This is a genomic window from Streptohalobacillus salinus, assembly GCF_003201605.1.
GTDB classification, from domain to species: Bacteria; Bacillota; Bacilli; order Bacillales; family Amphibacillaceae; genus Streptohalobacillus; species Streptohalobacillus salinus.
The window spans coordinates 13,592-27,778 of the sequence record NZ_QJJR01000013.1 but is presented as its reverse complement, the minus strand read 5'-3'; the positions used below and the strand labels follow the sequence as shown (position 1 = coordinate 27,778).

Below are 14,187 nucleotides of genomic sequence, written 5' to 3'. Positions count from 1 at the left end.
TCGCACGGGCTTTCCCCATTCGAATAAAGGTCTTTATGTTTAGCAATACCGATTAGATCTTATCATTAATCCGTTTAACTTCCTTAGATTGCATCACTAGCTATTGCTTTTATTTTTTCTTAGTCCACCGAAATGAACCAATCCAAACACTAGGAAAAACACAGTAATTGCTAAAGAAATCAGCAAAAAGACAACCGGCCCAAATTGATAAATCAATGGCAGTGATGCAGCGGTAACTAAACCACCACCGACAAACGGTTCAAAGAGAATTTGTTTGTAACCGAAACCTTCTAGCGCCGGTGTTTGATGATCAGGATCAGCAATTTTCATTAATAGTAGCCCGGTTGCTGTCATTCCGGTCGCTTGACCGAAGTCACCTAATCCTCGTTCAAACCAAGCCTCTGGAATCATGCGCGGACCGAGATAGAGAAAAGCAAAGACGTTCCAAATAATTGCAACAATTGAGATCAATAAGAATGGCAATAAATTATCACCAATCACCGCAAGGGACAACGTACCAAGCGCAGACACTAACAAGACATCCAGCGCAAAACCGGAAATCTTACTGATTAAGTTTTGATCAATGTACATATGAATGTTTAGTTTATCAAAGAATAGTTGCACAATCACGCCACCCACCATCGCAAGCGGGAAAAGCGGAACATAAGGGAATAAATAGACATCCGTCCAACTTCCCCAGGTCAAAGCTTCAAGACCAATTAAAGCTTGTTGAATCACATAACCGAGTGCGATTGCAACGGCTACAAGTGATAAGTGAAACGCCAACGGTTCAATCGCTTTTGCTTCTCTAACGTCACGTTCCATTTCAAAGCCATACGACTCACCAATGCGCTCACGTTCTTCATCAGTAAAGTAACTACGCCCACCAACGTGTTTAGCAAAACCTTTCCGAAAGCCCCAGTTGATCACAAAAATACCAATCACGACACCAGATAAAATACCAATCGTCGCCAGGCCAAGTGCTAAGTCAGCCCCTTCAGAAAAGCCTAACTCATCAAACGTTCCTGCGAGTCCAGCTGCTGTTCCGTGTCCACCAACAAAACTTATTTCAATCAGTGCACCCGACAGCGGGCTCATGCCAAACACGGGCGTTAAAACAAACAGCGCCAAAAGAATCCCCACAACGTACTGGCCCCACGAGACCGTTTGTCCCATCACCACTTGCGGACCAGCCATTCCCCAAATCTTTTTGATTGACGGCACTGTTTTCCCTAAAAATAACGTGGCAAAGACAATGTTTATAAACAACCCCGGTAGCGTTGACCAGACGCTTAATATATCATCAGGAATTAAGCCTCCTGCAAGAAATGACACGTCAGGGACAAGCATTTCCGCAAGTCTTCCGAGAACATCAGGGCCTAACAACAGCGCGATGAATCCGGCAATGATTGAACTCGGTAAAAACAAATCACGTAACCATTTGCTGTGCAGACGCACAACTTTCCCTAATATTAAAAAGATACCAATTAAAACAAAACTAAAACCAATGACGTTCGCTGACATATTATTCCTCCTCTAAACAAAAATAAAAATGCGCATTTTTCATAAATGGCACCAACGTTATTATAATGCAGCGTTTTTGGCTATACAAGGATAACTTGTAATATTCTACTATTTCGATTTTTCTGACGATAACACACTTCAGCGGTCTCCCTCACCAGAATCACAGCTAAAAAGGACTGATAGTTCACGCTTGTTTTTCACGCTTTCATGCTGAAAATTAAAAACCAGACAATGTTTTCGCTCTTTTTTTAAAAAAACTCAAAAAAACACTGGTGTAAGCGCTTCACTTATGGCATACTAAAAAAGATTTCACCCTTTATCACAGGGGTAGCACCATCCATCATTAAAAAATATGAACACATTTAGGAGGCTTTAATGAAGACGACGATTCCCCCCTACTTTTGTCATCAAGATACGCTCTATTTAGAACATACCGTTGGCCTTGAATTTGAAACACACATTGAAGAAACAAACCAAACCCTCTATTCCAGTCAAAGTTGCAAACAAATCCTAGAACAAACCTTTATACAAACAGGAACGACGTTAACCGGCAACACCAAAGCCTTAAAAAAGCTCTTTAATCTTAATCAAGTACCCGCCTTACCCCTACATCCTCATCACGATCACTACGTGTTTATGACCCACTCGATCAGAACCACTGACTGCATTTTTATATTTACCGCCCAGCTTAAAACCTACACAGAATGTAAAGATGCGATTACTTTTCATTTTAAAAATGGAAAAACAAAAACAGTCGAAATGTCAAAGCGAAAAATCGTTCGCATTATGGGACTGTTGCATAGTTACCACCTCTATTTCAAGCCGTAATTACCCTACCACGAAGACCCATAATTTCTGTCACACTTACCCGCTCGATGATTGTGATAACCGTTCAAAACAAATCATCGATGAAACAGGGTTTATTCTTTATCCTAAGCTTGAGGGCATTCCGATGATGGACGTTACATGCACGGCTTTTTGTCGCGTTTTTCGTTCGGTTAAATAGCTATTCCAGTCCTTTCAGTTGAACGAACAAAGAACCCACCACGTTGCTTGATTCCTTTAATCAAGCAACGTAGTGGGCTATATTTTTAATGATTCATTTCGAAACGTCAACTTCTTTGTGGGTCAATCAACTGCCTAAACGTCGACAGGCTATCCCCTCACCGTACCTTTTCGCTTACGACAAGACGGGTTTTAGCGGTCTAAAAACATCCATCTCCACGTGATCTTGATACTCATGGACGTAGACCGAAATGGTATCATCTTCTGTAACTAATCCATGATTAAAAATGTAAAGTTCGAGTTTCGAATAAGCAAAATGAAGCCGACTTCTTTTGCCTTTGTATCTGAGATGTAAGCAACGATCAAAACAAATCGATTCTGCTGTTTGGAAATAGTCTTGATTGCACGGATAAGCTTCAGCTTGAATAAACACCTCTAAATCCGTTGTGTGCCTGCCGTCTTTATCAATTCTTCCGCCTTTACGTCTAACGACAAGTGGTCCCGTCGTCTCAATTTGTCGCAACCGAAGTTCATAAATAAACTGATCGATCGTCGCTTTGATTGCATGAATATCTATCCGCTGATAGTGTTTCGTTAAGACATTTTTAAGCACTAACTTTTTGTTTTCTTTAATCGGTGACTTGATCATAAAAAACGCCCCCTTCGTAATTATCCCTATCCTTCACTGACAATAAGAACCTTGCCACATCGTTTTTCTCTTAAAGGATGGTGCAATTAAAGCACCACCCTTTCTACCAAACAGCCTCATTTCGCTCATCAGCTGTTGATGCTTTATTTATTAATCGATGTTACTGGGCTTGATGCACTCGCTCTACCTGAGAAAAGACCTTCGACTGTTTTCAGCCGCCTCCGCCTGTTAACCAAACAACTAAGATCTCAAACATGCGCTCACCTCTTTGTCGAAGAAGAAATGGATGCTTTTATCAGGTATATGTTACACTTTTCTAATAAGATATCTTATAATGAACACTATAATCACATTATTTTTTAGAGGAGTATTGTTTATGACGTTAGATAAGGAACAAATTGCACAAACATTAACAAGTGTTCGACACGGAAAAGGATTAAAACAAAAGGATATTACTGACCAACTGATGTCCCGGACGACTTACAGCAAGATCGAACGTGGCGTGATTGCACCAGGAATTGATAACTTCCATAACATCATGGGTCGGCTTAACATTAGCTTTGATGAGTTCTTTTATATTTATAATGGCTACCGTTTTGATGATCGCTGGGAAATTATAAATGCGTTTAAACAAACGCGAGGGAATTTTGATGTCGCTCAACTCAACAAAATCATTCAGCAATGCCAGTCATTTTTAAGCAAACAAGACGACCTGCATATCGAAAACATTCAACAGGTCTGTCAGGCGTTGCTGGCATTAAACGAAAACAATATGGAAGAAGCCAAAGTTATCGCAGCTGACGTTTGGGAGCATTTAAGCGAACGAAACACGTGGTATTTTGATGATGTTTTACTGGTTAATAACATTTTGTTTTTATTTGAAGAAGAAACAATGGCGGAAATGTATAAGCGCTCGGTTCTTACGTTAGATAAGTATCAAGGGTTTGAGTATCAGTTAAAAAAAACCATTTTGTTCTCCTTGAAACTGAATACCTTCTCTTACAAGATGTTCTATGATCCGATGCATACCGTAACTGTCGCAGAAATTGATGATTTAATTAAAGACGCTACCCAGATGCGCTATTATGATATGAAAGCGGTCTTACTCGTCCGAAAAGGCTTGGTCATGAACGATGACACGTTCATTCAACAAGGCCTAAGCATCCTCGAATTGCTTGAGCTTGAGGGCTTAAAAACGTCTGTTGAAAGTGAGATAGCCATGTATAATACAGCCACTGACTAACCATAAAGAAGGACCATGTCGCAATGCGACGTGGTCCTTCTTTATGGTTATATGGAGTATGAAGCGTGTCTAATTATTTGAAGGCTTAACTTTTCATAGAAATAGCCCCTTCAAACGGCTAATCAATAAAGGGCTGAACATGCGATTGGCCAGGCTCGTTAATTGCAGATCTTCACGCCCAGCTTAATTAAACCACATTATTTTTTAAGACACCTATCACTTTGCCGTTAATCTCAATGTCGCTCGCATGCATGATGATCGGTTCGTAGTTATAGTTCTCTGATTGCAACAAGATATCTGAGCCCATCGGGCGATACGTTTTCATTGTCGCTTCACCGTCAATCAGCGCAATAACCACATCACCCGCATCCGCTGTCTGTTGCCGATGGACGATGACGATATCTCCTTTATCAATGCCAATATTAATCATGCTGTCACCTTTAACCGTAAGTGCGAATGTTTCTGCTTGTCTGATGATAAAACCACGGGGCAAATACACGCTATCTTCAAAGTGTTGTGTCGCAGCAATTGGAACCCCGGCAGCGACATCGCCAATCACCGGCACGCGTTCTAGGGTTTCATCTAAGACAAGCTCTGAGGCCTGATCGATCACAGTGACTTGCCTCGCATCATCTTTATCCGCTAAATAGCGATAATCTTTTTGGTTTCTGAAATTATGATAGACGTTTTGATGTTCTGTTTGGGGCAGAAATTGCGGCTGACAGGGCGGAATATCCGTCACATAATCCCCTTGTTTATCGAAGATAAGTAGCTCTAAACCATCTGTCACAATGCCGTAACGAACCTGCGTATCTGCCTGTAAATAACTTGTTAACTGCGCCTTTGCTTCTTCGAGGCCTGATCCGAGGGCTTTTGTTTCCACAAAGAAATAAGGCTGTTTTTCATTTTCTTTATAGATTGAAACAGCAAGGTCGACATAGCCGCGTTTTGAGAACTGTTGGACGGGATACTCAAGCGCGATCAGTGTGTCGGGATAATGATAGGTTTCAACCAATTCTTTAATGAGCCATTGTCTGACCTTCTCTTCTTTTCCATTTAAATCATTCACTTGATCAGTTAAGCGATACTCTGGAATCGGTACAGTCTGATAGGGATGAAGCTTTTGGTCACGTAACATCCGTAAATGATCGACATTTATTTCCCGAAGGAATCGCGACGGTTTTTTCACTGACGTCATGTACAGTAAATCATTTGCTCGGGTCATGCCAACATATAAGAGCTTACGCTCTTCTGTCGCAACCGTCGCTTCATCTTCTTGGTCAACTTGTTTTAAGTTTGGTAGCACCCCTTCATCAAGATGAACGAGTAAAATCACTTTAAACTCTAACCCCTTGATTGAATGCATCGTTAAACACTTGATCGCTTCCCGGTCAAAGTCAGGCGCAGCCACCTTTAATTGATGGGCGGGAATGTCAGCCTTGGTTAAATGCTGTTCAATGTCTTCAAGTAAGCGATTTTCTTTCGCAACAATACAAATGTCTTTCAGTGCGTAATCATTCTGCAGTTTAGTAATTTCGTCAGTGAGAAAGGCGAGATGGTCGGCATGATTTTTAAACAAGCGGTAAATAGGCGCATGCCCATGCCGATCAATTAAAGCGGGTTTAACGAAATCGACATTGCTCATGATTGCTTCATCATGCGCAATTAAACCGTAAGCTGCCTTTGAAATCTCAGTTGTCGTCCGGTAATTCTTTGATAAGGTCCGAGTTCGTCCGCTCATATCATAACCAATTGATGCATAGGAGCGTCCTTTCCCTAACCAGGAATTCGCATAAATGCTCTGGGTATTATCTGCCACAAACATAAATGATCCGTACGGCTTATCACGGTGAATCGCACGTAAAAACAGTAGTTGTGTTTTCGTTAAGTCTTGACTTTCATCAACGATAATGTGGGTGTAACTCTCCGTGTCTGTTTCTTCAACTTCCTTTAACGCCATGATGTTCATCGTTTGAAAATCAATCAAATCCTCATCGAGAAGCAATTGATCATACCGCTCCATCAACCGGTAAATCGCTTCACGCGTACTTGAGTTTTTGATGATTTTTTGCGGCATGCCACTGGCGCCACTCGAACGACCCAACCGATCAATCGTTTGATAGGCCTCAAGCGCTTCAATATCACACGCTTTAATCCAACTAATTTCATCTAATAAAAACCGGCTATATTTCGGTTTTAATAAAGCCACATCCGGAAATGCAGTCATCAGTTGTTGAATCGCTTGGTTCATCACTTGAAGTCGTTTTTGAACCGGTTCGGCGAGTTGATAACGCGCGTTACGCCGGTTGCTCCGCTTTCTGAAAGATTGAAACATTAATTTATCAATGTTTGTGATGGTCGTATTCTTCTCGTTTGTTGCTAGAAGTGATGCATAGGTACCTGCTTCTGACAATTTATCATAGTGATAGTTTATGAAATGCAGCAAGGTCTTATTAAAGGTAACGAGTAAAATTTTATCGTCGGGTTCAAAACAATAGTTCTCTTTTAGGAACGATAGGCGACGAATCGCAACACTCGTTTTCCCTGAACCCGCCACACCTTTTACCGCTAAATGCCCTTGTGGTTCTAATTCAACAAGCCGCCGTTGTTCGACATTAAGTTTCATCGTTATACCTCCCAATTTAGCTGTCCCATTTCTTTCTAGTGTACCATAAGCTTAGCGGCATGCGTTGGTCTATTTATCACGCTTAACCCTGTTGTTTTATAAATACAGCACGCGTGTTTCGATTATTATGCCATCACTTTAAGCGACGTCAAGAAATGTCACCCTGACCATACCTAAATTATTTTTCACACGTTGAAGCGGTCTGTCTACACTAAAAACGACGAAACCCTTAAATCAATCGAGGGGTTTCGCCGTTTATTCAAGGTAGCTTGACTATCTATTATTTTTAAGAAACTACCGTTTGCGGTATCTAGACACTTTCACTCTTCTACGTCAGCCACCTCACCACTAATCGAGAAGCCATTGTCTCACGGATTTTCCATCCGCCCTAGTCGTTTTTAAACTGTAGCACCAATTGATCTAAATCCTTTGATAACTGTACAAGCGATGCACTCGCACTTGAAATTTCATCAATGGAAGCGGCTTGTTCTTCAACAGAGGCAGATACTTCTTCCGTTGAAGAGGCATTCTCTTCTGCGATTTGTGCAAGTGTTTCGAGAATACCGATGATCTCGTCTTTATTAACGGCCATCGTGTCACTGTTTACCGTAAGTGCTTCCACTTCTCTTCGTGACGTCTCCATTGCTGTTTGAATCACTTGATAGTTCTGTTTATTTTGAGCAACTTCTGTTGCTTGGTTTTGATAACTATCAAGAACAGCTTGCATATTCGTTACCGCATTTTGTGCGTTTGTTTGAAGTTCAGCAACGATTGTATCAATTTCCGTTGTTGAACGGGTGGATTCCTCGGCAAGCTTTCGAATCTCATCAGCCACAACCGCAAACCCTTTCCCAGCTTCACCGGCACGCGCAGCTTCAATTGCCGCATTAAGTGCAAGTAAGTTTGTTTGTTCAGCAACCGCAGCGATCATCTGACTTGCTTTTGAAATGTCGTTTGCACTTGCATTGGTCTTACCAATGCTTTGTTCAATCGCCTTCGTTTGTTTTTCACTTTCTTTTGAACTTTTCAACAACCGTTCACTGCCAGTTAACCCGCCAGTAACCGCTGATTCAACGGAAGCATTTGCTTCATTCAGCGCGCGCATGTGTCCTTGGTTTGTCTCAATATGCTTGCCTAAATCATGTGCTTTCAATGATCCTTCATCGATTGATTGTGCTTGGGTCTGAGCACCGCTCGCTACTTCATTCATCGCGTGCGCAACATCATTTGAAGCTTGTGACGTTTGACTAGCATTCGTTGACAGTGTCTCTGATGAATCATGGACTGATTCACTTGCTTGTCGTAAATCACGAACCATCTGGCGTAATTTCACTAATGTATGGCTAAATGCCAAGGCAATTTCCCCGACTTCATCCCGTTTCGTTGTCAAGTGTTCTGGGACATCCTCAGTTAAATCAAAATCACCAAGCTTCGTTGCTGTTTGAGTTAGCTTCGTAATCGGTCCAGCAATTGACTGGGCGACAAAGTACACTGCAACCAACATCACAGCCAACGCAAGTACCCCTACAATAAGAAAGATCCCTTGTAAACGGTCAAGGTAGCCCCCAATTAAACCATCAACCTCTGACTTCAAGGCTCCCGTAAAGAGTGCACCAATAACCACATCATCTTCAACAATCGGTTGGTAAGCGGTGTAGTAGCTTGTTCCTAATATATCTGCTTCCCCAATATACGTTTGTTTGTTCTCTAATGCCTCAATGACTTGATCTGACGTAAGGGCTGTGCCGACAATTCGCTCACCGTCATCGGTAATACTCGTCGCCACCCGTGTAAACGTATCATTGTAATCAAAAACGGTAAACACACTGTCAAGTGATCCCTCGAGCGCATCTAATTCTGCATTTAAGTCATCAGCTTCTGCACCTGTCTCGGTCGTCAGGGTGCTATTCGCCTCAGTAAATGTTCCAACCTCTTTATCTAACAACATCTCAGCGGATGTCAATGTATGGGTTAATGATTGATCTAAAAACATTTCCTCCATTTGTTTTGAAGAAAAATAAAACCCTAACAAACTAATACTTAATACAATAACCAATGTCAATACTGAAAAAAACATCATCATTTTCTGCTTAATACTTCTCATCGTTGTTCCCCCAAATTGATATATTTTTAACATTTTTCCTTTATATAAGAAAATAGTATGCCTACTCGTTCAATATATCACATATCATTTCCCATTAAAAAGAAGTTTTTAAGGACTTCTGATAAATTTCTCGTCATATGTGACATTTGTGTCACATATGACAAAAACAGTCAGTCGTTATGCATACGTTGCATAACGACTGACTGTTTCAAATGAATCAGGAATATTAAAGACGAACACCCATCTCAAGCGCTGCGGATGCGTTATGTGTCACTGCTGTCACGACACACGCCTTAGTTAAGTACCGGGCCTTCTGCTTCATCGACCGCTTTCGTGCTTTTTAAAATATATTTGATTGTCGCATCATCAATCTCGCCATTTTTAAAAATATCGTTCACATGGTGCGGGCGTTTCAGGTAACCACGCCCAATTAACTCTTTCAATAAGCCGCTGTATTCAACTGACGTTTTACCGATTAATAAATGATCAAAGGATTCCCCAGCGTTATGCTGGTTATACACTTTGATGAAACCTCTAAGGTATAAATAATCTTTTGTGAATCCACCGCCACGCATAACTCTTGCCGTTAAATCAAAGGCTTTATCACGACCAAAGTTATACTCATCAACAAGATACTCAAAGATTTCTCTAAAGCTTTTCCCTTTTACCATCATATTAACGGCAATGACTCGGTAAGCCAGGTCTTTCAACCGGTTAATGTGCATTGTACCGGTTAAGAATTCAGATAAGACCGCTAAGCCTTCCTGGGTTTCAACATTGTTTGGTGTCCCGAGTGATAAAAACTTAAGTGGCTGCTTGTTAGCATTGATTGTCGTTAACATATGCACCCCAATTTCATGTTGGGTCAACAATTTTATGTCATTTTCATTGAAGTTAGCTTTTTCATTGACAATTAACGTTTTTTTGGCCGAGTTCACCATTACACGGGCTGCCATGTTCTTGCCGAACGTTAATTTCCCACCCATGTCCCACGCCTTAAGGGCAGCACTAAAGCGTGCGCGTACCTCTTCTTTCCCGAGCGTTTTCGGTGCTTCATCATCTAAGCCATAGGACTGGATAATGTAATTGGCATTCATGACATCCGTTTTGTCCGGCTTCCCGTATAACCTAAGTGAATTGTATAAGAAGTCGTCGGTTCCTCGTGCTGCCAACATATCAATTGTAATTGCGTACTCCCGGATAATATCTTTATACAAGCGCTGAATAGAGATGTCATATATATCGGCAACCGGTAACTCGTAGAGCCGTTTCTTTAGTTCATAGGCATCAATATTAAGCGGGCGGTAGGTGAACTGTGGTACTTTACGATAATTCGAATCAAAAAACAACTTTTTGCTCTGTTCTAAGTTTCTTGGGTTCACGTACAACAAGGTTTCAAAACTTCGCAGCAAGGTGTAGAGCTTTTTATCAACAGCGAGAAGTACCGGGTCATCGACACTTGATAAGAGCTTCGTTTTATTGTTGATTCGCTGCTTACATTCACGGTTATTAAAATAGAGTGATGTGGCGATGATCGCATTTTTCATTCCTTCAGAAATGCGATCAATCACTTCCGGGAACATATCTCCGGTATTCTCATCACAGTAAATCTTCTTAACCTCTAGCGGGAACACCACCGTGTTCTCAAAATTTGAGGTAACAAATTTCGAAACGTAGCCCCGGCCAAAAAAGACCTCATTTTCGGCAACGGTATTTTCGATGTTATCAAAGCTAATTTTAGTTAATTCTTTTAATAGTCGCGTCACGTAGCGACCATAGCGATTTTTATTGATGTTTTCCGTACCTAAGTTAAACACCGGGTGCTTGTGCTCAACCACATCTCTTCGGTAGTTGTAAGAGTGAATATCGTACAGCATCGCTGCACCAAACTTTGATTCAATCTTTGCAACTAATGCTTTTAATACAGCATAAAATTCACGGTGACGACTTAGACTCAATAGCTTCATATCTGGGGTCAGTGGTTCACGCCAAACAACCTTCCCCCAAGCCACATCATATACCGCGGCATCTTCTGCCCGGTTCAAATCATAATAATAACGGGAATCGTTACCGATGATTCTAATTGGTAACGACTCAATAAATTTACCCGTGAAAGGATCTTCCTCATTCCATCTCGATTGCTCATCAAGGGCACACTGACCCGTCAGGTAATCACTCATTGAGCTACCGTCATGGACAGCTGCACAAATAAACGGCACGTATTTCTCAATATGCAAGGTAAAGCCACCGGCTGTATTTGTCGCCGTAAACACTTCTTCACGATTAATTTTCTCAATCATCGCTTCAATCGATAACTTATACATTGTTGACCTCGTTTTTATAAGACTCACGATTTCTAATCTTATGACTTTTCTCTTTCAATTGATTTTCTTTCTCTTTAACAACCTCTTCAACAAAGTCAATCACGTCACGTTGTAATTTCACTTTATTGAATTTATTAATGTTCACAATCCCACCCGGACTTTGGACATTAACTTCGAGTAATTTCTTGTTAATTAAGTCAATCCCGGCGAAATAAATGCCGTCATCTTTAAGTTTTTTCGCAATCGTGTTACAAATGGTTTTCTCCTCAGCCGTTAACGTATACTTCTCGGCTGAACCACCGGCGTGAATGTTCGAACGAATGTCGCCCTGATTCGGTACCCGTTTATAAGCACCAATCACTTTCCCGTTTAAGATCATCACACGGACGTCGCCATTTTCAGCACCTTCGATATACTCCTGCAGCATCACATATTTTTTTCCTTTGTCGGTGTTGATATAGAAATCAAGCAGCGAGTTTAAGTTTTGGGTCGCTGTTTTCTCAATAATAATGACCCCACTGCCACCGTAACCATCAACCGGTTTTAAAATCATCTTCGGCTGATCACTTTCTGCGACAATCCGTTTTAAATACTCGACGTTTTTCGACACGTATGTTTTCGGAATGTACTCGTTATCTGGATCGTGGAACGTGGTGGTGTATAACTTATTATTTGCTTTTCTGATTCCATGGATATTGTTGACGATAAAGACATCATCATCAATTGAATCTAAGAAGTTTAACAGTAAATTGTCGATGGGTGGATTCTTTCTTAAGAAGATAACATCAAAGCCTTTAAGCGGCAACATTTGTTCTTTAAATTGGACTTTCTTATAAAACGTCACCATATTATCTGAGAGGTTATCCATCTTATTAATCATTTTGATAAAACCATACGTTTCGTTATTTCTAATCGTCAAATTGGCAGTATACAGTACCCCAACATTGTGGTTTCGTTTACAGGCTTCGTGGATAATTCTTAAGGTTGATTCGGTTTCTGGTACCATGGTGTCCCAGTTATTAATAATAAAACAAATATTCATCATCATTCTCCTCGTTTTATTTATTTGTCATTCGTCTTTAATAACCTCTTTTTTCATCCGGCACACAAACTAAATCGCACGGTGCATGCTTAGCTTTTGATTGGTCCAAAGACGCTGTTTCAATGTCACCCGGTCTTTTTAACAGCACTTATCTGTTATATACCCGCTATCTAGACAGAACAATCCTCGATAACACCTTGATTGGATCAAGTCTCTTCGCTCTATCACGCGCGTCTAGACCGAGATCTGGGCATTTTTTAAACGATCCTCTTGCGTATAGCGGTGGATAACAAAGAAATTATAGCACCTTATTTTTAGAAAAGATAGCTAAATATTGTAAAGAAACACGGGATTTTTTAACGCCACTTAAACCTAGTCATACCAGGCGTTTCAAGCAATATTTTATTGATGAAATTTTTAAATTTTTGAACTATTTCGATTATCTAAGGATCGCTCAACACAGGCAGATTTATGTGCTATACTATTTCTTGTGTGAAATTATTCGAGATAGAGAAGGGAAGCATACAAATATGAAAAAATGGATCATTTTACTCTTCGTTACCGTTGTCATTGCCGGCTGCCAAGCCAACGATGAGGACACAACACCTGAGACGGGTGAAACACCTTCACCGGTTGAAGAAGCAACACTAACGTTAACCACCGCAATTGAGGAAGAACGTTACTTTGAAGTGAATAGCTTGATCAGTGACCTGGAAGCGAGTGATTTAACTGAGGAAGAACAAACAGAGGTGAAAGAAAATGCCTCAACACAGCTAATTGAAGCGATTGACACTGTAACGTCAAGGTTTGAAAATGATGAGATGGGTGTCAGCACCTTCAACAATACGTTAAAAGAGTTTGAAGCAATTGAACTTGACGGTGTGCCGGAAAAAGTGACCGAAATTCGGACCCAACACGAAACACTGATCGCATCACGCGAAGCCTTCCGTGATGGTGAAAAGTTCATGGCAATTGACTACAATGCGATGGCGATTGATGCGTTCGAACAGGTGTCAGAAGATGACTCAAACTACGAAGCAGCCCAAAATTACATTGCGGAATTAAGTGAATAACGCGACGTAAAAAGACGGATGACCACAGTTCCAACGGGTCATCCGTTTTTTTCTTCTTCGCACCTATAACAACAATCACATGATTTTAACACCTGGCTTTAGCACCTAACTACCTAAGTTATCAATTCCGCCGCAAGTCATGCAAGCCCAACTATCAAGGCACCTTTGCCCTATTTATCATGCTATGAAAGGGCTTCATGCTTCGACGCTAAATGAAGACGCATGCGCTCGTAGACGAAATAATGAGCCTAAACATCCCCATTGGACATAAAGGCTCATCTGTTTTTTATATTAACGCGAGTGCTTGATCAAGGACGACATCGCCTTGAATCCGACCATAGGCCATCGTATCAATCACAGCTGCGTTGATGCCTTTTGGCTCAACGAGTTTTTTTACTTGTTTTTCTAAGTAGCGCACTTGCGGACCAATTAAGACAACATCTAGTTGATCAAGATGATTTTTTAATTCTGATTCGGCCATGGCTTCAATCGATGCATCAAGTGCACGCTTGTCTGCTTCTAGTTTCATGCGTTCAACAAGTAGTGATGTTGACATACCTGCTGAACAAACCAAAATAATGTTTACTTTACTCATTG

Annotated in this window: 10 protein-coding genes; 3 read left to right on the top strand and 7 right to left on the bottom strand. The window is 41.0% G+C overall.

Annotated features, from left to right (window positions below; genetic code table 11):
• Positions 1 to 96: 96 nt before the first annotated feature.
• Positions 97 to 1,524, bottom strand: coding sequence for a sodium/glutamate symporter (locus DES38_RS09785; protein ID WP_110251929.1), 1,428 nt, complete (start codon positions 1,522 to 1,524; stop codon positions 97 to 99).
• A 375-nt stretch (positions 1,525 to 1,899) separates the two neighbouring features.
• On the opposite strand from DES38_RS09785, the gene DES38_RS09780 reads away from it, so the two are divergent.
• A complete protein-coding gene (locus DES38_RS09780) occupies positions 1,900 to 2,352 on the top strand; it encodes a competence protein ComK (protein ID WP_110251928.1) in 453 nt (150 codons plus the stop codon).
• 352 nt (positions 2,353 to 2,704) lie between these two features.
• Here DES38_RS09780 and DES38_RS09775 read toward each other — a convergent pair whose 3' ends face one another.
• Positions 2,705 to 3,178, bottom strand: coding sequence for an AraC family transcriptional regulator (locus DES38_RS09775; protein ID WP_110251927.1), 474 nt, complete (start codon positions 3,176 to 3,178; stop codon positions 2,705 to 2,707).
• A 376-nt stretch (positions 3,179 to 3,554) separates the two neighbouring features.
• Between DES38_RS09775 and DES38_RS09770 the strand changes: the two genes are divergently transcribed.
• Positions 3,555 to 4,421: a helix-turn-helix domain-containing protein gene (locus tag DES38_RS09770; RefSeq protein ID WP_170114386.1), complete on the top strand. Its 867-nt coding sequence runs from the start codon at positions 3,555 to 3,557 to the stop codon at positions 4,419 to 4,421.
• Positions 4,422 to 4,608: 187 nt separating this feature from the next.
• Here the strand turns inward: DES38_RS09770 and lexA are convergent, their stop codons facing one another.
• The 4 genes from lexA to gshB all read right to left on the bottom strand — a co-directional run bounded on the left by lexA (position 4,609) and on the right by gshB (position 12,517).
• Positions 4,609 to 7,047: a transcriptional repressor LexA gene (gene lexA / locus DES38_RS09765; RefSeq protein WP_110251925.1), complete on the bottom strand. Its 2,439-nt coding sequence runs from the start codon at positions 7,045 to 7,047 to the stop codon at positions 4,609 to 4,611.
• 388 nt (positions 7,048 to 7,435) lie between these two features.
• The gene (locus tag DES38_RS09760) at positions 7,436 to 9,151 is read right to left on the bottom strand and encodes a methyl-accepting chemotaxis protein (RefSeq protein WP_170114385.1); all 1,716 of its coding nucleotides are present in this window, start codon (positions 9,149 to 9,151) and stop codon (positions 7,436 to 7,438) included.
• Between the two features lie 293 nt (positions 9,152 to 9,444).
• On the bottom strand, positions 9,445 to 11,475 hold the full coding sequence (locus DES38_RS09755) for a flavohemoglobin expression-modulating QEGLA motif protein (protein ID WP_110251923.1): 2,031 nt from the start codon (positions 11,473 to 11,475) through the stop codon (positions 9,445 to 9,447).
• Positions 11,468 to 12,517 carry a glutathione synthase gene (gshB, locus tag DES38_RS09750; protein ID WP_110251922.1) on the bottom strand — a complete coding sequence of 350 codons (1,050 nt, stop codon included), beginning with the start codon at positions 12,515 to 12,517 and terminating at the stop codon, positions 11,468 to 11,470. Before gshB ends, DES38_RS09755 begins: the two co-directional genes overlap by 8 nt.
• Positions 12,518 to 13,047: 530 nt before the next feature.
• On the opposite strand from gshB, the gene DES38_RS09745 reads away from it, so the two are divergent.
• The gene (locus tag DES38_RS09745; RefSeq protein WP_110251921.1) at positions 13,048 to 13,590 is read left to right on the top strand and encodes a putative periplasmic lipoprotein; all 543 of its coding nucleotides are present in this window, start codon (positions 13,048 to 13,050) and stop codon (positions 13,588 to 13,590) included.
• 286 nt (positions 13,591 to 13,876) lie between these two features.
• Here the strand turns inward: DES38_RS09745 and DES38_RS09740 are convergent, their stop codons facing one another.
• Positions 13,877 to 14,185: a PTS sugar transporter subunit IIB gene (locus DES38_RS09740; protein ID WP_110251920.1), complete on the bottom strand. Its 309-nt coding sequence runs from the start codon at positions 14,183 to 14,185 to the stop codon at positions 13,877 to 13,879.
• Positions 14,186 to 14,187 lie beyond the last annotated feature (2 nt).